This is a genomic window from Tatumella sp. JGM91 (assembly GCF_018257575.1).
Taxonomy (GTDB): Bacteria; Pseudomonadota; Gammaproteobacteria; order Enterobacterales; family Enterobacteriaceae; genus Tatumella; species Tatumella punctata.
This window is the reverse complement of the sequence record NZ_JAERJP010000020.1, coordinates 17,970-42,325: the sequence shown is the minus strand read 5'-3', so window position 1 is coordinate 42,325 and position 24,356 is coordinate 17,970. Positions and strand designations below refer to the sequence as shown.

25 protein-coding genes and 1 pseudogene are annotated in these 24,356 nt (G+C 52.3%); 14 read left to right on the top strand and 12 right to left on the bottom strand.

Annotation, left to right across the window (positions count from 1 at the left end; genetic code table 11):
* The first annotated feature begins 103 nt into the window (after positions 1–103).
* The gene (locus tag JK198_RS13475; RefSeq protein WP_212708801.1) at positions 104–439 is read left to right on the top strand and encodes a DUF2002 family protein; all 336 of its coding nucleotides are present in this window, start codon (positions 104–106) and stop codon (positions 437–439) included.
* A 50-nt stretch (positions 440–489) separates the two neighbouring features.
* Here the strand turns inward: JK198_RS13475 and speG are convergent, their stop codons facing one another.
* Complete coding sequence (speG, locus tag JK198_RS13470) at positions 490–1,038, bottom strand: spermidine N1-acetyltransferase (protein WP_212710744.1); 549 nt, start codon at positions 1,036–1,038, stop codon at positions 490–492.
* 175 nt (positions 1,039–1,213) lie between these two features.
* Here speG and puuE point away from each other — a divergent pair, with 175 nt between their 5' ends.
* Positions 1,214–2,164, top strand: a complete 951-nt coding sequence (gene puuE / locus JK198_RS13465; RefSeq protein WP_212708799.1) for an allantoinase PuuE — start codon at positions 1,214–1,216, stop codon at positions 2,162–2,164.
* A 35-nt stretch (positions 2,165–2,199) separates the two neighbouring features.
* On the opposite strand, the gene hpxZ is transcribed toward puuE, so the two are convergent.
* From hpxZ to JK198_RS13445, 4 genes are read right to left on the bottom strand one after another with little or no spacing between them, the layout of a single operon-like run.
* The gene (gene hpxZ / locus JK198_RS13460; RefSeq protein WP_212708798.1) at positions 2,200–2,583 is read right to left on the bottom strand and encodes an oxalurate catabolism protein HpxZ; all 384 of its coding nucleotides are present in this window, start codon (positions 2,581–2,583) and stop codon (positions 2,200–2,202) included.
* Positions 2,580–3,983 carry an AtzE family amidohydrolase gene (locus JK198_RS13455; protein ID WP_212710743.1) on the bottom strand — a complete coding sequence of 468 codons (1,404 nt, stop codon included), beginning with the start codon at positions 3,981–3,983 and terminating at the stop codon, positions 2,580–2,582. The genes hpxZ and JK198_RS13455 overlap by 4 nt, the downstream gene beginning before the upstream one ends.
* On the bottom strand, positions 3,980–4,165 hold the full coding sequence (hpxX, locus tag JK198_RS13450; RefSeq protein ID WP_212708796.1) for an oxalurate catabolism protein HpxX: 186 nt from the start codon (positions 4,163–4,165) through the stop codon (positions 3,980–3,982). The genes JK198_RS13455 and hpxX overlap by 4 nt, the downstream gene beginning before the upstream one ends.
* A 13-nt stretch (positions 4,166–4,178) precedes the next feature.
* Complete coding sequence (locus JK198_RS13445) at positions 4,179–5,765, bottom strand: gamma-glutamyltransferase family protein (RefSeq protein ID WP_212710742.1); 1,587 nt, start codon at positions 5,763–5,765, stop codon at positions 4,179–4,181.
* A gap of 138 nt (positions 5,766–5,903) precedes the next feature.
* Between JK198_RS13445 and JK198_RS13440 the strand changes: the two genes are divergently transcribed.
* From JK198_RS13440 to uraH, 6 genes and pseudogenes are all read left to right on the top strand, one after another.
* Positions 5,904–6,743: a MurR/RpiR family transcriptional regulator gene (locus JK198_RS13440; protein WP_212708820.1), complete on the top strand. Its 840-nt coding sequence runs from the start codon at positions 5,904–5,906 to the stop codon at positions 6,741–6,743.
* 193 nt (positions 6,744–6,936) lie between these two features.
* Positions 6,937–7,146 (top strand): annotated as a pseudogene (locus tag JK198_RS13435) (amino acid ABC transporter ATP-binding protein); the annotation flags it as partial.
* Between the two features lie 23 nt (positions 7,147–7,169).
* The gene (locus tag JK198_RS13430) at positions 7,170–8,414 is read left to right on the top strand and encodes an alanine--glyoxylate aminotransferase family protein (RefSeq protein ID WP_212708794.1); all 1,245 of its coding nucleotides are present in this window, start codon (positions 7,170–7,172) and stop codon (positions 8,412–8,414) included.
* A complete protein-coding gene (gene hpxK, locus JK198_RS13425) occupies positions 8,407–9,675 on the top strand; it encodes an allantoate amidohydrolase (RefSeq protein WP_212710741.1) in 1,269 nt (422 codons plus the stop codon). Before JK198_RS13430 ends, hpxK begins: the two co-directional genes overlap by 8 nt.
* Positions 9,676–9,704: 29 nt before the next feature.
* The gene (gene uraD / locus JK198_RS13420) at positions 9,705–10,199 is read left to right on the top strand and encodes a 2-oxo-4-hydroxy-4-carboxy-5-ureidoimidazoline decarboxylase (RefSeq protein WP_212708792.1); all 495 of its coding nucleotides are present in this window, start codon (positions 9,705–9,707) and stop codon (positions 10,197–10,199) included.
* Positions 10,196–10,531, top strand: a complete 336-nt coding sequence (gene uraH, locus JK198_RS13415; RefSeq protein ID WP_212708791.1) for a hydroxyisourate hydrolase — start codon at positions 10,196–10,198, stop codon at positions 10,529–10,531. The genes uraD and uraH overlap by 4 nt, the downstream gene beginning before the upstream one ends.
* Before the next feature lie 11 nt (positions 10,532–10,542).
* On the opposite strand, the gene JK198_RS13410 is transcribed toward uraH, so the two are convergent.
* Positions 10,543–11,319 carry an amidohydrolase gene (locus tag JK198_RS13410; RefSeq protein ID WP_212708790.1) on the bottom strand — a complete coding sequence of 259 codons (777 nt, stop codon included), beginning with the start codon at positions 11,317–11,319 and terminating at the stop codon, positions 10,543–10,545.
* A complete protein-coding gene (locus JK198_RS13405; RefSeq protein WP_212708789.1) occupies positions 11,307–12,467 on the bottom strand; it encodes a pyridoxal phosphate-dependent aminotransferase in 1,161 nt (386 codons plus the stop codon). Before JK198_RS13405 ends, JK198_RS13410 begins: the two co-directional genes overlap by 13 nt.
* 200 nt (positions 12,468–12,667) lie before the next feature.
* Between JK198_RS13405 and mtnC the strand changes: the two genes are divergently transcribed.
* Together mtnC and JK198_RS13395 are read left to right on the top strand one after the other, a co-directional pair.
* The gene (mtnC, locus tag JK198_RS13400; RefSeq protein WP_212710740.1) at positions 12,668–13,351 is read left to right on the top strand and encodes an acireductone synthase; all 684 of its coding nucleotides are present in this window, start codon (positions 12,668–12,670) and stop codon (positions 13,349–13,351) included.
* Between the two features lies 1 nt (position 13,352).
* The gene (locus tag JK198_RS13395) at positions 13,353–13,895 is read left to right on the top strand and encodes an acireductone dioxygenase (protein ID WP_212708787.1); all 543 of its coding nucleotides are present in this window, start codon (positions 13,353–13,355) and stop codon (positions 13,893–13,895) included.
* 21 nt (positions 13,896–13,916) lie between these two features.
* On the opposite strand, the gene mtnA is transcribed toward JK198_RS13395, so the two are convergent.
* Entirely contained in the window at positions 13,917–14,948 is a 1,032-nt protein-coding gene (gene mtnA, locus JK198_RS13390; RefSeq protein ID WP_212708786.1) for an S-methyl-5-thioribose-1-phosphate isomerase, read from the bottom strand.
* Positions 14,949–15,061: 113 nt separating this feature from the next.
* Between mtnA and mtnK the strand changes: the two genes are divergently transcribed.
* The 3 genes from mtnK to JK198_RS13375 all read left to right on the top strand — a co-directional run bounded on the left by mtnK (position 15,062) and on the right by JK198_RS13375 (position 17,907).
* Positions 15,062–16,261 carry an S-methyl-5-thioribose kinase gene (gene mtnK / locus JK198_RS13385; protein ID WP_212708785.1) on the top strand — a complete coding sequence of 400 codons (1,200 nt, stop codon included), beginning with the start codon at positions 15,062–15,064 and terminating at the stop codon, positions 16,259–16,261.
* Between the two features lie 157 nt (positions 16,262–16,418).
* Complete coding sequence (gene lpcA, locus JK198_RS13380) at positions 16,419–16,997, top strand: D-sedoheptulose 7-phosphate isomerase (RefSeq protein WP_212710739.1); 579 nt, start codon at positions 16,419–16,421, stop codon at positions 16,995–16,997.
* 136 nt (positions 16,998–17,133) lie between these two features.
* Positions 17,134–17,907: a class II glutamine amidotransferase gene (locus JK198_RS13375; protein ID WP_212708783.1), complete on the top strand. Its 774-nt coding sequence runs from the start codon at positions 17,134–17,136 to the stop codon at positions 17,905–17,907.
* On the opposite strand, the gene dpaA is transcribed toward JK198_RS13375, so the two are convergent.
* A complete protein-coding gene (gene dpaA, locus JK198_RS13370; RefSeq protein ID WP_212708782.1) occupies positions 17,872–18,612 on the bottom strand; it encodes a peptidoglycan meso-diaminopimelic acid protein amidase in 741 nt (246 codons plus the stop codon). The genes JK198_RS13375 and dpaA overlap by 36 nt on opposite strands.
* Before the next feature lie 273 nt (positions 18,613–18,885).
* Here dpaA and dinB point away from each other — a divergent pair, with 273 nt between their 5' ends.
* Complete coding sequence (gene dinB / locus JK198_RS13365; RefSeq protein WP_212710738.1) at positions 18,886–19,941, top strand: DNA polymerase IV; 1,056 nt, start codon at positions 18,886–18,888, stop codon at positions 19,939–19,941.
* A 42-nt stretch (positions 19,942–19,983) separates the two neighbouring features.
* On the opposite strand, the gene JK198_RS13360 is transcribed toward dinB, so the two are convergent.
* The 3 genes from JK198_RS13360 to pepD form a co-directional block, all read right to left on the bottom strand.
* A complete protein-coding gene (locus JK198_RS13360) occupies positions 19,984–20,988 on the bottom strand; it encodes an ABC transporter permease (protein ID WP_349290194.1) in 1,005 nt (334 codons plus the stop codon).
* Positions 20,985–22,490: a sugar ABC transporter ATP-binding protein gene (locus JK198_RS13355; protein ID WP_212708780.1), complete on the bottom strand. Its 1,506-nt coding sequence runs from the start codon at positions 22,488–22,490 to the stop codon at positions 20,985–20,987. Before JK198_RS13355 ends, JK198_RS13360 begins: the two co-directional genes overlap by 4 nt.
* Positions 22,491–22,872: 382 nt before the next feature.
* Positions 22,873–24,330 (bottom strand): beta-Ala-His dipeptidase, encoded by a 1,458-nt coding sequence (gene pepD, locus JK198_RS13350; protein ID WP_212710737.1) that lies wholly within the window; start codon positions 24,328–24,330, stop codon positions 22,873–22,875.
* Positions 24,331–24,356: the final 26 nt, after the last annotated feature.

Here is a 24,356-nt window from a genome sequence, read left to right as displayed (position 1 = left end):
TTGGCATTTTGCAGGCAGACCGAGAAAATTCCGAATGGTCTGAGCTACAAGTTTTTCTTGCCGGGCTACAGTGAGCCGGTAAAAAAATATAAGGGGATTAACTATGTATTTACGTCCGGATGAAGTCGCCCGGGTATTGGAAAATGCCGGATTTGAAATGGATCTGGTCACACCTAAAGCTTACGGATATCGTCGCGGTGAAAACTATGTCTATGTTAACCGGGAAGCGCGGCTCGGCAGAACGGCACTGGTTATTCATCCGACCTTAAAAGAAAAAAGTCAGACGTTTGCTGAACCTGCTTCAGAGATGAAAACCTGCGAACACTATAAAGAATTTCCTTTATATCTGGCCGCCGAAAACCAGCAGCATTATGGCATTCCTCATGGGTTCAGCTCACGGATGGCGTTAGAGCGTTATCTCAGCGGAGTATTTGGCTGAGCACTGACAAGATCAACAGCAGAGTACGTCTGCTGTTGACGGTACAGGGATTACCGGGCGGCAGGCATAACCATCGGTTCCCGTCCGGCCTTATATTTTTCCAGAAACTGGTGCTGAAAAATACACATCCGGATAGTATTCCGGTATTCGCCGTTAATGAGAAACTCGTGTTTCAGCACCCCTTCGGTTTCAAAACCGAGTTTAGTGTAAATGTGGATAGCTTTTTCGTTTTCCTGATCAACAATCAGATAAAGCTTGTACAAATTCAGTACCGAAAATCCATACTCCATCGCCAGTTTAGCCGCCTGACTTGCCAGCCCTTTTCCCTGATGCAGCGGATCGATAATTATCTGAAATTCAGCCCTGCGGTGGACATGATTTATTTCCACCAGTTCGACTAATCCGGCATTCTCGCTGTTATGCTCGACGACAAAACGTCGTTCGGTCTGGTCATGGATATGTTTATTATACAGATCTGAGAGCTCGACAAAGGCTTCATAGGGCTCTTCAAACCAGTAACGCATTACACTGGCATTATTGTCCAGCTGGTGGACAAAATGCAGATCTTCCCGTTCCAGCGGACGAAGTTTAATTGTCATTATCTGTTCCTTATTTAATCTTCCTGAAGAGCTTCTGTCACGGGCTGTTTTCCGCAGACCTGTAACTGCCTGAATCTGCTCTGCCAGAGAAAGATCTCTCTGGCACAGAGCTTGCATTGTTCTGCTACATATTTCAGAGGAGGGTGGTTCTCTTCTGAGCCGGGAGAAAGCAGTAATGTCAAAAAACAGTCTACAGCAATTTGGTCTGACGGATGATTATCCGCGGGATTTAATCGGTTATGCGGGGCAGCCTCCGGCAGTGAAATGGCCGGGCGGGGCACGAGTAGCGGTACAGTTTGTCCTTAATTATGAAGAAGGTGCTGAAAATCATATCTGGCATGGTGATGCAGGTTCTGAACAATTTCTGTCCGATATTGTCGGTGCTGCCAGTTTTCCTGACCGGCATATGTCAATGGATTCAATGTATGAGTACGGTTCGCGGGCCGGGTTCTGGCGGATCCATGGCGAATTTGTAAAGCGCGGTTTACCCCTGACCGTCTTCGGGGTTGCGATGGCGCTGGCAAGACATCCGCAGATTGTTGCGGCGATTAAAGCGGCTGATTACGATGTGGTCAGTCATGGCTGGCGCTGGATCCATTATCAGGATATGCCGCCGGAGGCAGAACGCCAGCACATGCAACAGGCAGTTGAGGTACTGACGGCATTATTCGGTAAAGCACCCTCGGGCTGGTATACCGGGCGTGACAGTCCCAATACCCGCAGGCTGCTGGTCGAGGAAGGGGGCTTTTTGTATGACAGTGACAATTATGGCGATGACCTGCCTTTCTGGACACCGGTACAATGTACATCAGGTGAGACCCGTCAGCACCTGGTGATCCCTTATACTCTGGAATGTAATGATATGCGGTTTGCGACTCCGCAGGGATTTAATACGGCAGATCACTTCTTTACTTACCTGAGGGACAGTTTTGACGTGCTGTATGCCGAAGGTGAAAGTGCAGCGAAAATGATGTCCATTGGTATGCATTGCCGGATCCTCGGCCGTCCGGGTCGTTTTCGTGCATTGCAACGTTTCCTTGACCATATCAGTCAGTATCCCGATGTCTGGGTATGTACCCGCCAGCAAATAGCAGAGCATTGGACCAGACACCACCCTGCACCTTAGGGCTTCGCCCCCCCGTGGTGGCGGGGGGCGGCAGATTATGTCATCAGGCTGACCTGGGCGGCGACGATTCGCCAGCCTTCAGGAAAACGCACCCAGCTTTGTTGTTGCCGGCCGATTTTATCGCTGCCAATGCGGGTAAATTCGGTACTGCATACGGCAAAGTCGTCGCCGTAGGTAGTGATCACGGTATTATGCAGTGTACGGTCAAGATTCGCGGAGGGGCGTGAAGCACGGAATGCCTGAATTTGCTCAATACCGTACAGGTTTTCTCCGGCCCCCAGCCGAACGGTACAAGCGCTGTGCCAGAATAATTCATCAAGTACTTCAATATCATTACCGGTCAGGGCTGCTTCATAGCGATAAAACTGGGCGGTGACTTGCTGTAATACCCGCGGGGAATTAATGATGGGTGCTGTCATTCTGTTATATTCCTGAAGCTGAAAGGAGGCAGGGTGATCTTCTGCTGTTCAAGTGCTCTGGCGGCCTGTAATGCATGGGCTTCCTTAAAAGGAGCGGCGATGATCTGGACGCCGACGGACAGGCCATTGGCAGCCGGCAGGGGCACAGTGCAGACAGGTAACCCGATGAAAGAGACCGGCTGTGTCAGCATCCCCATACTGGCGCGCACCGGCAGGTCCTGCTGATTAATACGCATTGTCTGCTGATTAATCAGTGTCGCACTGCATGGCGTCGCCGGGGCCAGCAGAATATCGATATTATCGAACAATGGCAGGATCTGCTGGCAGAAATGACGCCGGAAACGCTGTGCCTGCACATACCAGCTGCCGGGTAGCATGGCTCCTGCCAGCAACCGTTCACGGGAATGAATTTCGAACAATTCAGGGAACTGGCGTAATGCCGGCAGATAATGATTCCCTCCTTCGCTGGCACTGATAATAAATGCCGCTGAACGGGCCAGCTCTGCATCAGCCCACTCAACGTCTTCTGAGGCATTCAGGGCGCGTGCTGCTGTTGCTACGGCCTTGCGGGATTCTTCATCACACCACTGGGAAAAGTACCCCCCCAGTACACCGACCCTCAGGCCGCTGGCGGGGTGATCAAGTTGTGTAAATGAAGGTTCCGCAGGACGCGGCGACTGAAAGGCATCATCAGGATCGTTGCCCTGCAGGCAATCATAAACCAGACTCAGGTCAGTGACGTTACGGGCAAAAGGGCCGATATGATCGAGGCTGGCGACAAACGGATGCGAACCCTGGCGGGATAATCGTCCGTAGGTCGGTTTAAGACCAAAAACACCACATAATGCGGCAGGAACGCGTATTGATCCATTGGTATCTGTCCCCAGAGAAAACGGTATCAGTCCTGCAGCCACTGCCGCCGCCGATCCGCCCGAAGAACCGCCGGCAATACGCTGTAAATCTCGCGGGTTATGGCTGGGGCCGTAGTGGCTGTTTTCGGTGGTGAAGCCGTAGGCATAAGCATCCATATTCAGCATGCCGGACAACAGAGCGCCTGACTGACGGAGGCGTGATACGGCACGGGCATCCTGGCGGGCGGCCGGACGGGCAGCAAATAACTTAGCCCCGGCGACAGTGGTATATCCCTGAACGTCGAACAGATTTTTGACCCCGTAAGGTATGCCACTCAGGGGGCTGCCGTGATCTCCCTGACGGAAGTTCCGGTCAACGACGGCGGCCTCCTGCAACATGCGCTGACGGGTCACTTCGGTCCAGGCATTGAGTTGCGGATTATGCTGCGCAATTGACTGCAGAGTGTGGCTGGCGATTTCACAGGCACTGATTTCACCGCGTAATCTGGCCTGTTGCAGTGCGCTAATAGTCATTTCGCTGAGATTCATAACCGGTATACCCCTGCGACTTCAATACGGTCATCCAGCGGGTAATCCATCAGAGGCTGAGCCATCCTGGCGATACGGGTAAGTTGTACCAGTACTTCTGCACGACGATCTTCTGTCAGTTCAATATCCGAGATATGTTCCATTTGGGTCAGATATGCTGACCATTCAATGGGATGTGTCATTGTCAGTTTCTCCTTAAAAACCGGCGGCACTGCCGTTACTGCGTGGATCGGATGCCCCTTCCAGCATGCCGTTACAGTGCCGGACAATGGCACCGGCATGTCCCACGGCTTCACTGAAGTCAGCAATTACTTCAATATCATGACCCATCTGTTTCAGGGTCTGCAGGGTCTCGCGACTAAAACGCCCCTCCATTTTCAGCGACTCCGATGTTTGCCCCCAGGTCCGGCCAAGCAGCCAGCGCGGGGCAGTAATCGCCTGTTGTAACGGAATTTTCTGCTGGACATAGCGGGTAAATACGGTGGCCTGAGTCTGGGGTTGCCCGTCGCCTCCCATCGATCCATAAACCATTACCCGGCCGTCACGCAGACGTGCAGCAGCCGGGTTTAAGGTATGAAAAGGACGTTTACCCGGGGCCAGTGTCAGTAGCTGTTCCGGTTGCAGGGTGAAAGAGGCACCGCGGTTCTGCCATAAAATGCCGGTCTCAGGGATCACCACACCACTGCCGAATTCATGGTAAATACTCTGAATAAACGAAACGGCCATTCCCCGGTTATCGATTATTCCCATCCAGACCGTATCGCCCGGCGCACGGCAGCCTGTATCTGGTGTTGCATGGCTGAGGTTAATCCCGCCGGCCAGCTGATCCAGATAACTGTCTTCCAGCAGCATTTGTGGATCAATACGCATTTCGCGGGGATCGGTCAGATAGCGATCCCGCAACCTGAATGCCTGTTTGGTTGCTTCGACGATCCGGTGAATACTGCCGGTTTCATCTGCTTCTGGCATATTCAGACGGTCAGTAATCCCGGCGATGGCCAGAGAAACAAGGCCCTGGGTTGGCGGAGTGAGGTTATACAGTGTGCCTTCACTGTGGGCCAGTTGCAGCGGTTTTTTACGCTGCGCCCGATGCTGTTGCAGATCCCTTAAGGTCACCGGCATGCCCAGATCAGCCATACCTGCGGCTATTTTTTCTGATAAGGGGCCGCGGTAAAAACTGTCCAGACCATCCTCTGCCAGTGCCTGCAGGGTGTCCGCCAGTGCTTCCTGTGTAAACCTGCTTCCGGGGGTGGGTACCCTGCCTTGTGGTAAATAGATATCAGCGAAGCCGGGCTGATGTTGCAGCTCACTTAACTTACCGGCGCTGGCAGCAGACTGTGATTCTGTTACCGGGATCCCGTGGCGGGCATAATGGATAGCATCTCTCAGTAACTCAGCGACCGGTGACGGGGAAAATCCGGACTCCTGAGAAAAAGCCAGTGCTTCCTGCCAGCCGCTAACGGTGCCAGCGACGGTCAGGGCGGCGTGCGGGCCGCGGTACGGAATCGCTGTCATCCCCGCATAAAAATCGGGAGTTGCCTGGCTGCCGGCAGCACCGCTGGCATCAATAGCGATCGGATCACCTTCAGGCGGAACAATCAGCCAGAAACTGTCACCTCCGAGGCCATTCATATGCGGGTACACAACGGCAATAGTTGCCGCTGCCGCGACCATGGCTTCTATCGCATTTCCTCCGGCACGTAATACGGCCAGGGCGCTTTCGCTGGCCAGATGATGGGGAGTCACTGCCATGCCATTAGGGGCAATATTGCTTTGGATCATTGGTTCCTCAGTTCAAATCTTGCAGAGAGAGTCAGTGGTAAGCAATTTTTGTTCCGTTTCCGGGCTTTTTGGTTCGCGGAGAATAACAATGGATCAAATTGTGCTAGTTTTGCGCTAACAAATGCAGCAGGAGTGATGATGAAACAACTGGATCAACGGCTGGAAAGCCATTACCCCCGGCTGTCGCCGCAAGAGAAGCGGGTGGCCGATTTTGTATTTGATCATTTTGATGATGTGATCAGTTACAACAGTGCAGAACTAGCCAGACTGAGCGGTGTATCCAAGGCGACCGTTAGCCGTTTATTTAAACGGCTGGGTTATGAAAAATACAAAGATATGCATGATGAAATGCGGACTCTGCGGCAGTCCGGGATGCCGTTAACGGATAACCGTGATGCAGTGCAGGGTAACACTCTGTTATCCCGTCATTATAAGCAGGAAATAGCCAATCTGACCCACTGGACAACCGCCATCGATCCCCTGCAATTTAGTGAGGTTATTCAGTCGCTGGCTGATTCCCGTCGGGTGGTTATTATCGGGTTACGTAATTCATATCCGGTAGCAATGCACCTGCGCCTGCAACTGATGCAGGTACGCAGCCAGGTCGTATTACTGCCTTTACCGGGCCAGACGTTATCTGAAGAGCTGGCCGACTTAAGCAGTCATGATGTTGCCGTTGTGGTGGCTTTTCGCCGCAGGCCGGCAATTATCCGTCCGTTGCTGGAACAGCTACAGCGCCAGTCAGTCCCGGTGGTACTGATCACTGAGCCACGGGGCGCGGGATTACAGGATCTTTCCCGCTGGCAGCTGGTTGCTCCGCTGGAAAGTGTATCTGCATTTGACAGTTACAGTGCCGCAATGAGTCTGGTGAATTTAGTTTCCAATGCGCTGCTTCATGAAATGCTGGCCGACGGAAGACAGCGTATCCATAAGATAGCCGGTCTCTATCAGCAACTGGATGAGCTTGAAAGACGATAACGGGGCGTCATTGTGGTGCATTGCATTGTTTTTGTGCGTCTTCACCGGGCGAAAAAAGGGGCGTACAGCAGGGATTACCGATAATTAACCGCCAGTCACCGGTTTTTTTGAGTAAAGACTTTGGCACATTAGTTGCAAACATGGATTTATAAGAATCTTTTGTTTCAATGATAGCCAGAGGAAAATATGCGCCGGTGAAATATTGCGTGTACTGGAGCAATTAGCCGCGGAGGGTATGACACTCATTCTGGTGACTCATGAAATGAATTTTGCCAGAAATGTCGGTAACCGTGTGGTGTTTATGCATCAGGGGAAAGTCCGGGAGCAGGGGGACAGTAAAACCCTGTTTGCTAATCCGGAAACCGCAGAATTAAAACAGTTTATTTCGTCGGTGCATATGTAACCTCAATCGTTAAGGAACCCGTTATGGATCTCAGCCCGTTTTCACAAATCAATCCGCCACAACGTTTACTGATGGGCCCTGGTCCGATCAATGCTTACCCGCGGGTATTACGTGCGATGTCCAGCCAGTTATTGGGACAGTATGACCCGGCAATGACCGGTTATATGAATGAAGTGATGGCCCTGTACCGGCAGGTGTTTTGTACCAAAAATCAGTGGACCATGTTGGTTAACGGAACTTCACGTGCCGGTATCGAAGCGATACTGGTGTCGGCAATAAAGCCGGGCGATAAAGTTCTGGTGCCGGTCTTTGGGCGCTTCGGCCATTTACTCTGTGAAATAGCCCATCGCTGTCGTGCCGAAGTCCATACGATAGAGGTGCCGTGGGGCGAGGTATTTTCTGCAGACCAAATCGAAGATGCTATTCGCCGTATAAAACCACGGTTATTACTCACAGTGCAGGGTGATACCTCGACCACTATGCTGCAGCCGCTGCATGAACTGGGTGATATTTGCCGCAGATACGGGGTGCTTTTTTATACGGATGCCACCGCATCTCTGGGCGGAAATCCTCTGGAAGTCGATGCATGGGGGCTGGATGCCGTCTCTGCGGGGATGCAAAAATGCCTGGGAGGTCCTTCCGGCACCTCGCCGGTCACCCTCAGTCCTGAAATGGAAGCCGTGATCCGCCGGCGCAAACGTGTCGAACAGGGGATCCGTACTGTCGATCATGCGGAAGGTGACGATGAGATGATCTACTCCAATTATTTTGATCTGGGGATGGTGATGGATTACTGGGGGCCGGAACGTCTGAATCACCATACAGAAGCCACCAGTGCCTTGTTTGGTGCACGTGAAAGTGCACAAATCATTCTGCAGGAAGGGCTGGAAGCCGGTATTGCCCGCCACCGGCTGCACGGTGATGCCATGCTGAAAGGTATTCAGGCCATGGGATTACAGGTATTCGGCGATATCAGACATAAAATGAATAATGTTCTGGGTGTGATGATCCCTGATCAGATCAACGGTGATCAAGTACGCGCTAGGATGCTGAATGATTTCGGGATCGAGATCGGTACATCCTTTGGTCCGTTACATGGCAAAGTCTGGCGTATCGGAACCATGGGCTATAATGCACGTAAACAATCTGTGTTGCAGACCCTGACCGCCCTCGAAGCGGTACTGAACAGTCTCAGGTTCAGCACCCCGCGGGGAGCTGCCATACAGACTGTCCTCGATCATTATCTGGCGGATGACAACCATGCATAACCGGATAGATCCTTCTCAGGCCAGGCAGGCCGCATTACGGGTGATGGCCCGCAGTGATGATTTGGCGGCTATCAGCGAGGATGACGGTCAGTTAACACGGGTATATCTTTCAGCCGAACATTTTCGGGCTAACCGGCAGGTGGCTGAATGGATGCGTCAAGCCGGAATGGAGACCTGGCAGGATGCGGTGGGGAATATTTGTGGCCGTTATGAAGGGCAGACGGCCAATGCCCCGGCTATTTTACTGGGATCGCATCTGGACAGTGTAAGAAATGCCGGTCGTTATGACGGCCCCCTGGGCGTACTGAGCGCAATAGAAACGGTCAGCTGGCTGAATGAACAGCAAATTCGCTTACCGGTCGCGATCGAGGTCATTGGTTTCGCTGATGAAGAAGGGACAAGGTTTGGGATCACTTTACTGGGAAGTAAAGGCATTACCGGTCGCTGGCCTGCGGCATGGGTGGATCACCCTGATCACCAGGGAGTGACTGTTGCACAGGCTATGCAGGCCTCAGGACTGGATGCCACGAAGATTGCCACTGCGGCCCGTCACCGGGACGCGATTATCGCTTATCTTGAGTTGCATATTGAACAGGGGCCTTGTCTGGAACAGGCGGGGCTGGCTCTGGGCGTTGTCACCGCGATTAATGGTGCGCGGCGTCTGAATTGCCAGTTCACTGGTCAGGCCGGCCATGCGGGCACGGTACCGATGACCCACCGCAAAGATGCTCTGGCAGCAGCGGCCGAATGGATGGTATTTGTCGAGAATTGTACACAGCAGCGGGGGGCACCGCTGGTGGCAACCGTCGGGACCATTGCCTGTGAGCCCGGCGCAGTCAATGTTATCGCCGGAGAAGCCCGGTTATCTCTGGATATCCGCGGACCTGAAGATGGCCCGCTGGCATCATTACAGGCGTGCTTACTTGAAGAGGGTCAGCGTATTGCTGAACGGCGGGGTCTGCGGTTTACCGCCGAAGAATACTATGGGATCCCGGCCACTGCCTGCGATCCCCGCCTGCGGGATGCATTCAGTGATGCGGTGGCCGAAGTACAGGGACAGTCCGTGTTACTGCCCAGCGGTGCCGGGCATGATGCGATTGCGATTGCCGAATGCTGGCCGGTGGCGATGCTGTTTGTACGCTGTGCGGGGGGGATTAGCCATCATCCGGACGAATCTGTCACTAGTGATGATGTGGCGCTGGCTATCCGTGCTTACCTGCAGGCGATTATGCAGGTGGCTGCCGGGCATTATCCGGGATAAGTTATTGTGATTGGGGAGGTTGTTTGCTGATGAACATTGAACAGTTTAATCAGCTTTCGCCATCAGAAGCTAAATCAGTGATTGAGGGCTGTGTTGCAATAGCCGGGTGGCAGCAGCAACTGGTGGCGGCGAGGCCGTTTCTTTCCCTGCAACAGGCGATGGCGACGGCCAGGCGGTTAACCGAAGGCTGGGGGGAGTCTGAATTATGTCTGGCGCTTAGTGCTCACCCGCGGATTGGTGAAACGGCGGCAGGCAGTATGTCCCATCACACTGCATCACGGGCTGAGCAGTCAGCGGTACTGTCGGCCGGCAGCCAGATAAAACAGTTGATGACGGCGGGGAACCGTGCTTATGAACAGCGGTTTGGTCGTATTTTTTTGATCCGGGCGAAAGGGCGCAGCCCGCAGGAGATCCTGACCCAGTTACAGCGCCGCTTAGGCAATAATGAAGTGGCAGAACGGCAGGAAAGTCTCCGGCAGTTGCGAGAGATTACGTTATTGCGTTTGCAGGAGATACTGTTATGAGCACTATTACGACACATATACTGGACACTGCGCTGGGTAAACCGGCCACGGATGTCAGTATCACCCTCGAACAGCAATCTCCGGAGGGGTGGTCGGTGATCGGACAGGGGAAAACAGACAGTGACGGGCGACTAAAAAATCTTACCTCAGAGCCAGTCACACCGGGCCATTATCGTCTGACGGCGGAGACCGGTGACTATTTTGCCGTCACTGGCCGCCAGTCGCTGTATCTGACCGCACAAATCGATTTCCTGATTCCGGAAGCCGGCAGCCATTACCATCTGCCGTTTCTGGTTACCCCCTGGTCATGGTCAACCTATCGTGGCAGCTGACCAGAAGCGGATTATTGATCACTGAGACTAAAATTATCCGCATCGCGCCAGGCCGGAAAGCGGTCGCGGAAGGCCCGCAGTTCATCCAGTGAGAGCACCTGTTGCAGCACTGCCGGCTGATGTGCCGGCGGGGCAGCCAGCAGTTCGCCGGTCGGGCTGATAATCCGGCTGTCACCGCTGTAGCTCTGCCGGTGGATATCTTCCCCGACACGATTACATCCCATCACATAGGCCTGATTCTCGATAGCTCTGGCCAGTAATAACGCCTGCCAGTGCTGGCTGCGTGGCGCCGGCCAGCTGGCGACATACAGGGCCAAATCATAGTCATTACGGTTACGGGAAAATACCGGGAAACGCAGGTCATAACAGATTTGCGGCAGAATACGCCATCCCCGCCACTCGACGGTTACCCGTTGCTGGCCAGCCTGATAATACTGGTGCTCATCTCCCATGCGGAACAGATGGCGTTTATCGTAGCGGTGTACCACGCCCTGCGGAGTGACCAGCAGAAAACGATTCACTGCACCGGTTTCGGTGTGTAATGCCACGCTACCGCCAATCATGGCATCAAACCGGATAGCCTGGCATTGTAACCACTGAATCACCACCGGCTCGGGAAGTGAACTGGCAGCGGCCTCCATTGCAAAGCCGGTGGTGAACATTTCCGGTAACAGGATCAGGTCGGCTGTCGCTATCTCAGCCAGTGCCTGTTCAAAATGACGGAAATTAGCTTCGCCATCCATCCACACCAGGGGCTGCTGTAATAATACGACCTTTAAATCTGACATAAGCGCTCCGCAGCGGCCTGAAGGGTCGGTTCCTGTTTGGCAAAACACAGACGGATCAGTTTATGCGGAAACTCTCCGGCACAAAATACTGATAACGGGATAGCGGCAACTCCGACTTCACTGGTCAGCCACTGACAGAAGCTGACATCATCCAGCCCGGAAATGGCGCTATAATCCAGCAGTAAAAAGTAGGTGCCTTCACAGGGCAGAACTTTAAAGCGACTCTCTTTTAAGGCATTGATCAGAAAATCACGACGGCTCTGATAAAACGCCGGTAATTCCAGATAATGCTCAGGTGTTTCACGCAGCATATCTGCCAGCGCCAGCTGTGCCGGTGTATTCACAGCGAAGGTCAGGTACTGGTGTACTTTACGTATTTCGGCAGAAATGGCAGCAGGCGCGATACAGTAACCCACTTTCCAGCCTGTCATATGGAAGGTTTTGCCGAATGACGACACGGCGATACCGCGTTCACGCAACTGAGGGTGTTGCAGCAGACTGCTGTGGCCTTCCGGGGCAAAACAGATATGCTCGTAGACTTCATCACTCAGGACATAGATTTCCTGTGACTGAATAGCCTGCCACAGGCTATGGAAGTCACTCTCCTGCCAGACTGTTGCCGTAGGGTTATGGGGCGTATTCAGGATCACTAACCGGGTTTTATCACTGAGTAACTGATGAAACGCCTGCCAGTCTGGGCGGAATCCCGGTGGTTGCAGGGCAATTCGTTTTAATATCCCCCCGCATAATTCGACTGCAGGGGCATAACTGTCGTAGCTTGGGTCGAAGCAAATGACCTCGTCCCCGGGTCTGACCAGCGCGGTTATTGAAGCAAACAGGGCCTCTGTCGCCCCGGAGGTGACGGTGATATCTGTCGTGATATCCGGCGTATAGCCGTAACAACACTGAGTCTTTTCGGCAATCGCTTCGCGTAACGGCTGCACGCCGGTCATCGGGGCGTACTGATTCGCCCCCTGGCTGACATGCCAGGCCAGACGTTGTTGCAAATATTCCGGACCGTCAAAGTCAGGGAATCCCTGAGACAGGTTGATCGCATTGTGTTGTTGTGCAAGAGCACTCATCTGGCTGAAGATGGTGGTTCCCAGTGCAGGGAGTTTACTTTCGGGGGTTAAAGTCTGCTGCGTCATGATTACTCTGCCTTATTTGCGGCTATCCGGGTCAACGGTGATTAGCATTTGTCTGTCATCGCTTTATTGAAGCCACTATAAACAGGATGCTAATATTTGGCAATCAAGACACTTAGATGGCTAAATGCCATTTTCCCGGGCGGAGCCCGAAAAAGACGGTCTGTTCAGCAGACCATATGCAGCCATGCTGCGGAGGGTAAATGATTCGAGCAATTGTGACGGATATTGAAGGGACAACCAGCGACATTCGTTTTGTCCATCAGGTGCTGTTTCCTTATGCACGTCAGCATCTGGACAGCTGGATCCTGCGTAATATTGAACAACCGGAAGTTGTTCAGGCACTTGATAACCTGAAATCGGAACGTGGTCAGCCGGAAGCAGATACCGCATCACTGATTAGCGTATTACACCGGTTTATGGATGAAGACCGGAAATCAACCGCCCTGAAAGCATTACAGGGAATGATCTGGCGCGAAGGCTATCTGAACGGCAGTTTTACCGGTCATCTGTATCCGGACGTTGTGCCGGCTCTGAAACGCTGGCAGCAACAGGGGCTGGCGTTATATGTCTATTCTTCGGGTTCGGTACCGGCACAAAAATTATTATTCGGCTACAGCGATGCAGGTGATATTACCGGATTATTTAGCGGGTATTTTGACACCCGGACAGGGGCAAAACGTGAGACAGGTTCTTATCAGCAGATAGCCAGCCAGCTCGGGCTGGAAGGGCAACAGTTACTGTTCTTATCCGATATTTATCAGGAACTGGATGCGGCTAAGCAGGCGGGCTGGCATACGCTGCAGTTAATCCGGGGAGAGGCTGACAGTGTCAGCGTGCATCCTCAGGTCAGCAGCTTTGAGCAAATTAACCCGGAGAAGGTCTGAGATGAGCGCGTTGACGATTTTTACTGACAGTGATGCCAGCCAGCCGGTCTGGTACAGCGAAGATGCGGCACAAATCCGCGATAAGCTGGCGGAGAAACAGATACGTTTTGAGCGCTGGGCTGCGGATAGGGAGTTGGGTGATAACCCTGCAGCGGAAACGGTTCTGCATGCCTATCAGCATGAGATAGAGAAGCTGGTGGCAGAAAAGGGCTACCAGAGCTGGGATGTCATCAGCATGCGGGCTGATCATCCTGACAAGCAGACCCTGCGGGCGAAGTTTTTGTCTGAGCATACCCATGCAGAAGATGAGGTGCGTTTTTTTGTGGAAGGGGCGGGGTTATTTTGTCTGCACCTCGACGGTCATGTATACCAGATCCTGTGTGTTAAGAATGATCTGATCTCGGTCCCGGCGGGGACAGCCCACTGGTTTGATATGGGGCCGGCACCTGATTTCACCGCTATCCGTATTTTTGATAATCCGGAAGGCTGGATTGCCCGGTTTACCGGTGACAGCATTGCTGACAATTATCCCCGGCTGGCGTAGCCGGGAGTAATTATTGGCGGATTAGTCTGCCACTGCCGGCCGGAAAATCCCCCCGGCCACTTGCTGAGGTGTGACCATACCTGTATCCAGTACCCAGCCGCTGATCAAGGCCGCCGGGGTCACATCAAAGGCCGGGTTATGCACTCGGATATTTTCCGGAGCCCAGCTGACGGTGCCGAAACTGCCGGATACCCCGGTCACTTCACTGGCCGCACGTTGCTCAATCGGAATATGGCTGCCGGAAGGGCACTGGCGGTCCAGAGTGGTATGCGGTGCGGCAACATAGAACGGAATCCGGTGATAGTGGGCCAGTACCGCCAGACTGTAAGTACCAATCTTATTGGCGACGTCACCATTTGCGGCAATCCGGTCGGCCCCGACCCACACCGCATCGACTTTTCCTTCGGCCATCAGTGCGGCCGCCATGCTGTCTGTAATCAGCTGGCAAGGGACACCGGCTTCTGATAACTCCCATGCCGTCAGCCGCCCTCCCTGTAGTAACGGGCGAGTTTCACCGACCCACACCTGAGCGACATTCCCCTGTTGCCAGGCCCTTAAGATCACCCCCAGTGCCGTTCCAATGCCTGCTGTTGCCAGTCCGCCCGTATTACAATGTGTCAGTATCCGGCTGCCGGCAGGGATTTGCGGCGTACCGGCGTCGGCAATATGCTCGCACAACTGGCGATCTTCCCCGGTCAGACGTAAGGCTTCAGTCACCATTGCCGTGACATAGTCTTCAGCAGACAAGGCCTGCAGCATCCGGTCCAGGTTATTCATCAGGTTGACTGCAGTCGGACGTGATGCTCGCAGTGTTTTCAGTGACTCTGTCAGCGCCTGGCGCGACATTCCCTGCCGGGCCTGAATGGCCAGTAACAGAGACGCTGACAGGCCAATAAGCGGAGCGCCTCTGACGCGTAAAGCATGGATGTGGTCCACCAGTTGTTCGGTGGTGGCAGCAATTAACCAGTTCTTTTGCTGAGGTAGCGCCTGCTGGTCAAGGATCCATAACTGGTTATCAATAATCTTCAGGCTGGTGGTTTGCAGAGTTTGCATCAATATCATTTCCGTGTTGCTTCACTGGCAGATAGTATGCCAATATGCGCTATAGATGTGTAGACGTCTGAACGTCTTAATATTATAAGCTACCCGTCAGAGAGGAACAGGCAATGTCGCAATACCGTACCTTCACCGCCACAGACGCCGTGGAATATGCCAGAAAATTTTCCGGGCTGGAGCATCCGGAAACACTGGCGGATGCGCTGGAGGTGGGAGACGGTAATCTGAATCTGGTATTCAAAATCCTTGATCAGCAAGGTATCAGCCGTGTGATTGTGAAGCAGGCATTACCCTATGTGCGCTGCGTGGGTGAATCCTGGCCACTGACCCTGGATCGTGCCAGACTGGAAGCTGAAACCCTGATTGAACACTACCAGTATTGCCCGGAACATACGGTAAAAGTGACGCACTACGATGCCGGACTGGCGGTCATGGTGATGGAAGATCTGTCTGATTACCGTATCTGGCGCAGCGAGCTGGTCAGTGGCCGCGCCTGTCCACAGGCGGCTGCCCGGCTGGGGCACTATCTGGCCAGTGTTCTGTTTGCCTCTTCTGATTTCGCACTGCATGCCCATAAAAAGAAAGCACAGGTGGCGCAATTTATTAATCCTGAAATGTGTGAAATTACCGAAGACCTGTTTTTTAACGATCCCTATATTAAGCATCCGCGTAATAACTACCCGGTCGCTCTGGAACCGCTGGTCGCTTCATTACGCGAAGATACAGAGTTACGGGTCAGGGTTGCGGCTCTGAAATATACCTTCCTGACCCACAGTGAAGCATTACTGCACGGTGATATTCATACCGGGTCTGTATTTATTTCTGATGACGGATTAAAAGCGATTGATGCTGAGTTTGGTTACTATGGCCCGATGGGCTTTGATATTGGTACCGCATTAGGTAATCTGCTGCTGAATTATTGCGGGCTACCGGGGCTACTGCCGCCACGGGAAGCAGCGGAAGCCCGTGAGCAGCGTCTGTCAGATGTGATTACCTTGTGGCAGACCTTCTCTGAAGAATTTTTAGCCCGCAGCCGGCAGCAAACCAGTGATCCGGCATTATCCGTAGCCGGATACGCGGAAGCATTTCTGCAAAAAGTATGGTGTGATGCGATTGGTTTTTGCGGAACCGAATTGATACGCCGTACCGTCGGTATGTCTCATGTGGCTGATATCAATAATATTACTGATGAAATGATGCGGACGGATTGTCTGCGCCATGGGATTACTTTGGGACAAACACTGATTCTGGCCGCCGATCATATTCATAATGCCGAAGCATTAGTGGCGCGTATTCGTCAGACTGCCTGATACAGATCCTTTATTCACCAGAGAATATCTTCTGCCGGATTCTCTGTGGATCACGACAGGGATAACAATCTGTGCAGGAATCCCCCTGCACAGGCTTGCACTGTCCGGTAGTTGGGCTACACTGGCGGCGTTAATTTTCCGATGAAGGACATTCCCTATGTACCAGGATATTATTCGTTCAGAACTGAATGAAGCCGCAGAAACGCTTAACAACTTCCTGAAAGATGAAAACAATATTCAGGCAATTCAGCAGGCTGCTATTTTGCTGGCCGACAGCTTTAAATCCGGCGGGAAAGTACTTTCTTGCGGAAATGGCGGTTCTCATTGTGACGCGATGCATTTTGCTGAAGAACTGACCGGCCGTTACCGTGAAAACCGTCGTGGCTACCCGGCAATTGCGATTTCGGATGTCAGTCATATATCCTGTGTCAGCAATGACTTTGGTTATGATCATGTTTTCTCCCGTTATACCGACGCAGTCGGCCGTAAAGGTGATGTGTTGTTAGGTATTTCGACATCCGGTAACTCAGCGAACATTATTAAAGCCATTGACGCTGCGCGTGCGCGTGGTATGAAAGTGATTACCCTGACCGGGAAAGACGGCGGTAAAATGGCTGGCAGTGCGGATATTGAAATTCGCGTCCCGCATTTTGGTTTTGCTGATCGTATTCAGGAAATTCATATTAAAGTTATCCATATTTTGATTCTGCTGATCGAAAAAGAGATGGCAAAATAATCAGGCTCGCGCCCTCACTAAAAATACGCAGGCTGACAGTTTGTGACGACTTGCCAGAGTGTGGCCCGCGTGTTATTCCTTTTATTCAGAGACCAAAATAAAATACCTGACTGCCTGAATGTAAGAGGTTTAACTGATGTGTGAATTGCTCGGGATGAGCGCTAATGTACCGACGGATATCTGTTTCAGTTTTACCGGGCTGGTACAGCGCGGCGGCGGTACCGGGCCGCATAAAGACGGCTGGGGAATTACTTTCTATGAAGGGAAGGGCTGCCGGACATTTAAAGATCCGTTGCCGAGTATTCATTCGCCGATAGCCTGCCTGGTTCGCGATTATCCGATTAAATCACATTCCGTCGTTGCCCATATTCGCCAGGCAAACCGGGGAAATGTCTCGCTGGAAAATACCCACCCTTTTACCCGTGAGTTATGGGGCAGACACTGGACTTATGCACATAATGGCCAGTTAACCGGTTATCAGGAACTGGACAGTGGCCATTTTCGGCCGGTGGGCGAAACGGACAGTGAGAAAGCATTTTGCTGGATACTGCATAAACTGGCGGGGCGCTTTCCCGATACTCCCGATGACTGGCCGGTTGTCTTTGATTATATTGCCAGTCTGGCTGACGAATTACGGGAAATGGGGGTGTTTAATATGTTGCTCTCGGACGGACGTTATCTGATGGCCTATTGTTCCACCCACCTGCATTGGATCACCCGCCGGGCACCTTTTGGCAAGGCGACCCTGATTGATCAGGATGTTGAAATTGATTTTCAGCAGCAAACCACCCCGCGGGATGTGGTCAGTGTAGTCGCGACACAGCCGCTGACAGGTAATGAAACCTGGCACAGAATTGCACCAGGCGAATGGCAGTTATTTTGTCTGGGTGAGCGCCAGGAAATGTTTTGAAGCGGCCTCAGGGGGCGCGCTGAACGGTGTCTGGCTGAGTACATACTGCCCGTTACTGACCGTCATTGTCGGCGGTCGTTTATATTTCAGGAAATAGTCATAACCGGGTTTGAGCTGTTTCCAGAAACTGATATACGCCGAGTCACGATGGCGCTGCATATTGTTTTCTGTCATACGGAACGGAAAAATATTCACTTCGACTTCTGACTGGCCATTGCGCAGAGCCGCATTTACGTAGGTATAAATCTGATCCATATAGGCATTAGTCATTGCATAGCAGCCGATCGATACGCAGTTTCCATGGATCATCAGGTAATTGCCGCTGTAGCCATTCTCACGGTCAAACTGATTCGGGAAACCGAGATTAATCGCACGGTAGAAATGGCTGTCGGGTTTTAACTGATTAAAATGTACTGAATAAAACCCTTCAGGACTTTTAAAATCACCTTCTGTCCGTTTGGGTCCCAGTCCGCCGGAAAAGTCACAGATACGGAAGCTATCCAGCAGCCGATATTCATTACCAATCTTACCGTATAAATCCAGAGTACGTTCTTCTTTAAATATCTGAATAAATACCTGAGTACCCAGTAATTGTTGTTTTAATTGTTTGCTGACGGGCAGCTGCGGGGTTACCGGATTTTCGCTTATTGCCAGGCAACAGGCCGGGATTAAAAACATCGCAAGAAGGAGTGCGATTTTACGCATGCTACTGCTACCTTGAACAAAGAGTGGGAGATATAGAGAGCTATTTTTCTTTTCGCCGTGTGGGCAGAGTCACCCGGCTTCAGGCCGGATAAGCGCCACATTAGCATTGTTCTCAGTTTTAGCAAGCAGCAGATGGATAAATTTATGTCAGTAGCTGCAGCGGGCGAAGGGATAAATGTTTAACCACCAAACCATCGCGCTGATGGTCAGTGGTTGATTTTTACACTGAATATTTATACAGTGCATTGGTTGATTTTCAGAGGGCTGCGGCGAATGCGTAAGATCATTCATGTTGATATGGACTGTTTTTATGCAGCCGTCGAAATGCGTGATAATCCTGAGTTGCGTGAGGTGCCGCTGGCGATAGGCGGCAGCCGGGAACGACGGGGGGTTATCAGTACAGCCAACTATCCGGCGAGAAAATATGGTGTGAGAAGCGCGATGCCGACAGCCACGGCCTTCAGGCTTTGTCCGCAGCTCACTCTGCTGCCCGGACGCTTTGCGGTGTATAAGCAGGTGTCAGAGCATATCCGCCAGATTTTTCTGCGTTATACCCCGCTGATTGAACCGCTTTCCCTGGATGAAGCCTATCTGGATGTCAGTAACTGCTTACATGCCCGCGGGTCCGCAACACTGATAGCTCAGGAGATTCGTCAGGCTATATGGCAGGAATTGCAACTGACGGCTTCCGCAGGTATTGCCCCGGTGAAATTCCTTGCCAAAATTGCCTCAGATTTAAATAAGCCGGATGGGCAGTATGTGATCACCCCTGCGGTTATGGACGACTTTATTTGCCGCTTACCGCTGGAGAAAATCCCCGGGGTGGGAAAAGTATCAGCCGCAAAACTGGCCGGTATGGGGCTGCAAACCTGTGCGGATGTACGGCAGGCGGATCTGTCGCTGTTACTGAAGCGTTTCGGGAAGTTCGGGCATATTCTGTGGGAACGCAGTCATGGTATTGATGAACGCAAAATTATTGCCGACCGCCAGCGCAAATCTGTAGGGGTGGAAACGACTCTGGAAAAGGATATTGATCAGTGGGAACAATGTGCTGCGGTTATGGAACAGTTGTATCCGGAACTGGAGCGGCGGCTGGAAAAAGTACGCCCTGATTTACGGATTTCACGGCAGGGGGTGAAATTTAAGTTTTCCGATTTTCAGCAAACGACCCGTGAGCATATCTGGCCGGTACTGAATAAGCAGGATCTGCTGACCATTGCTCGGGAAAGCTGGAATGAGCGACGGGCTGGCCGGGGCGTCAGACTGGTGGGATTACATATCACCCTGCCAGACCCCTGCTCAGAACAGCAGCTGCCGCTGGGATTATAAGCCGGCCCACTGAGCGGATACCCTGTGGGCCGGCAGGCAGTATTATGCCTGTCGTCCGCGGAAATAGGTCAGCGCCAGCGCCAGCGCCAGTACCAGCCCCTTAATGATATCCATTGCATAATAGGGGACCGACAGCATGACCAGTCCGTTTTGCAGTACCCCGAGAATAATGGCCCCAATCAGTGTGCCCAGCGCATTGGGTTTCCCTGAGCCTGCCAGGGACAACCCGATCCATGCCGCGGCAACAGCATCCATCAGATAACCACTGCCCGCGCTGACCTGAGATGAACCGATACGTGAGGCTAATAATATGCCACCCAGCCCGGCCAGCAGTGATGCCAGCAAATAAGCGATGACCCGGTAGCGGGTGGTTTTAATCCCCGAAAGACGGGCCGCCTCAGGATTTCCGCCTAACGCATACATCCGGCGTCCATGTTTGGTCAGGGAAAGTCCGATCTGAGTGACCACCGTCACCACCAGCATAATGATGACAATGCCGGGGATCTCTCCCAGCCAGCTGAAACCTGCCGGAATAACACTTTCCGCCATATCACCGTCAGGCATAACCATATTCTGGGTGATGGATCCCCCGTAGCTGTAGGTCATCGCCACACCCTGTACCACGAACAGGGTGGCAAGCGTGGCCAGCATATCCGGAATCCGCAGAATAACGATTAAAAAACTGTTAAACAGGCCGACCAGTAAACACAGGGCAAGGGTGATCAGAATGGCCGCGGTCATGCCGTAGCCGTGCCAGACGAACATCGAAATCACCAGCGCATTTGCCAGCGAGGCGGTGGAGCCTACCGACAGGTCAAAGCCACCGACGGTCAGCGAAATAGCAACGGCCATGGCAATAACCGTCACAATGGCAATCGATCTCAGAATATTGAGTAAATTGTCCGGTGCCAGAAAACCGTCAGCGGTCAGACCAAAACCGATCAACAGAATAGCGACAGTCAGTAACATGCCCCATTTATACAGGAAATCAAACAACCGGTGATGCCATACAGGGGATAACGGGGTAGATTCAGGGTTGCTGCTCACGCAGGGGTTCCTCCGGTTGAATAAAGCAAAAGAGTTTCTTCAGTGGCATGTTTTCCCTCCAGTTCGGCGACGATCCGCCCGTCCCAGAGGACACAAATACGATCACAGAGTCCGGTCAGCTCCGCAAATTCGCCGGAAGCATAGATAATGCCTTTACCTTCTCTGGCGAGCTGATCGATTAACAGGAACAGATCGGACTTTGCTTTAACATCGACACCTTTGGTCGGTTCGTCGAAAATCAGGATATCTGAGCGGGTGGCCAGCCATTTACCGATAGCCACCTTTTGCTGGTTACCGCCGGATAAGCGTCGCAGAGTCTGGTGTGGTCCGCGGCTTTTTACCGACAGTTTACGGATAATCTCCTGCGCCCATTGCACAGACTGACGGACGTTGAAAAATCCCTGTGAAGAAAAACGATTATCGGCGCTGACTGACAGATTCATCGCCACGGATTCATCAATAAAAATGCCCTCTTTGCGCCGTTCTTCCGGAACAAGGGCGATACCTGCCGCCACGGAATGTGACGGCGAGCGGGGGGACCAGTCATTACCCAGCAGGCGTCCGCGAGTTAACCGGCTTTTGCTGGCACCGAATAAGGCTTTACAAAGCTCCGTTTTTCCCGCGCCTGCCAGGCCGGCAATACCGAGAATCTCGCCTTTACGCAGGGTGAGATTAATCTCCCGCAACAGTTTATGGTCATGCAGACCCTCGACACTCAGCAGTTCGTCGGCGGAATGTGGCGGACGACGGGGAGGGTATAAGTCAGTCAGTGTATGACCAATCATTTTTTCGACGATCTGCTCGCCGCTCAGGGCATTCATGGCCGTAGTTTCGATTAATCTGCCGTCACGCAGTACTGTCAGCTGATCACAGACAGTCTTTAATTCGTGGATACGGTGAGAGATAAAGGCAATCCCGATCCCCTGCTGTTGCAGATGACGAACCACCTTAAACAGCTGTTCACTTTCGTGCTGATCCAGAGGCGCTGTCGGCTCATCAAGAATTAAAAACCGGCATTCATGAGACAATGCGCGGGCTAGCAGAATCTGCTGTTTTTCTGCCAGAGAGCAACGTTCGACCGGCTGACGGAGATCGAGGGTGACATTCAGCTGAGTTAACAGGGCACCCGCGCGGCGATAAATTTCACCCCAGTGATAAAACTGCCCGCCACCGGCCAGATTATCGAGCATAATATTTTCGGCCACACTGAGGGCGGGGATCAGGCCATTATCGACTTCCTGCTGCACCAGGTGAATACCGGCTTGTTTTGCCTGTAGCGGGGTACGAATAGACAGTGGTTTGCCATCCAGTAATATTTCGCCCTGATAATGATGATGAGCACCGGATAATACGGCCATCAGGGTTGATTTTCCGGCCCCGTTAGCCCCGGTAAGGGCATGAACAGAGTGACCTTCAAGAATAAAATCAACTTTATCCAGCGCGCTGAACCCGGCAAAATTGATCGAGATATTGCGCATCTCGAGGCGGTGAGTCTCAGCCATAATTAATTCGCTACCTGGTTAGTCATAGTTACGGAGATGATCGGTAACCGGTTTCTGCGTCCTCTGATGAGGGCTGACAGGAGGCATAAACTACCATAAAGACGTTTAGCCATCCAGAAGTCCGCAAATAAAAGCGATATCATCTGCAGTCAGTTATTATTCTGGTGTAATAATTCAGCTTCTATTAACTGAGTGGCGTAATCATCGGTTTATGATGGTGGGATAAGTATTTATTGTTAATTCGCTGACTGATGACAGAAAACGGGTTTATTCAGAACGCGGTGCAGCAAGGGATATGCGGGGGGAGGCAAAAATGTCCGGCGGATAAAAAGCCAGAGCGAACTCTGGCTTGATGTGTTGTTTCAGTGATCCGGACGGGGGGTTATTTTACCGGTATTGCTTTTAACAGCCCGGTCAGTAGCTGCCAGTATAAGCCGACACTGCCGATATGCACCTGTTCATCCGGTGAATGAGGACCGGTAATTGTCGGGCCGATAGACACCATATCTAAATGAGGATAAGGTTTTTTAAATAGGCCGCATTCCAGACCGGCATGGATAACCTGAATATCCGGCATTTTGCCAAACAGCGACTGATAGATTTCCCGTGTTTTAGCCATTATTGGTGATTTCTCATCCGGCTCCCAGCCCGGGTAGCTGCCTGACGCGATAGTCGTTGCCCCGGCCAGTTCACCCAGAGAGCTCAGAGTATCCACGACGTAATCTTTACCACTATCAATTAATGAACGGATCAGGCTGAATATTTCTGCTTTATCATCGCTCAGGGTAACGATGCCGACATTCAGGGACGTTTCCACCACACCTGGCGCAACATCGGAAAAGCGCACCACGCCATTCGGCGTCGCATTGAGTAAATTCAGGAAGCTATCGCGGCTGGCGGAAGTCAGAGCCTGCTGAGTACTGTCATCGGCTTCTGTCAGCAGTACCACATTCTGATCTTTAGGGCCGGCTTCAGTTCTCAGTAACTGCTGATATTCACTGATTGCCTGTTCAAACGCAGCACGGTCGCGGGGATGGAATGCCAGAGTTGCAAAGGCTTCTCGCGGTATAGCATTACGCAGTGTACCGCCGGAAAAACCGGTTAATTGCAGACTGATCGTTTTGCTCAGGCTGACCAGTAAACGGGCCAGTAATTTATTAGCATTCCCCAGCCCCATATGGATATTGGCCCCGGAATGTCCGCCTCGCAGGCCTTTTAAGGTCAGTCTGACCTGTTCAGCATCTGCAGCAATCGGTTCACGCTGTAGCGGAAGTTCGGTGACACAATCAATACCGCCGGCGCATCCCATATAGATTTCGCCTTCTTCTTCTGAATCCGTATTGATCAGAATATCGGCCTGTAACCAGCCGGGCTGTAAACCGAAAGCACCTTCCATGCCGGCTTCTTCGGTCATGGTCAGCAGTACTTCCAGAGGGCCATGTTCGACGCTGTCATCGGCCAGAACGGCCAGTGCAGAGGCCATACCAATACCATTATCCGCACCGAGCGTTGTCCCGCGGGCTTTCAGCCATTCACCATCGATATAAGGGCGGATAGGGTCAGTGGTAAAATCATGCACCGTGTCGTTATTTTTTTGCGGCACCATATCCAGATGTGCCTGCAATGCTACCGGCGTACGATTCTCCATGCCGGGGGTTGCCGGTTTACGGATCAGGATATTGCCTGCCTGATCACGTTCACACCATAAACCCTGCTGTCTGGCCACAGCCACAATATGTGTTGCCAGCGCTTCTTCATGGTAAGAAGGGTGGGGGATTGAACAGATGGTTGCAAAAATATCCCACAAAGGCTGTGGAGAAAGTTGAGAAAGTTCAGACACAATAACTCTCCTGTAACATTCCGGAT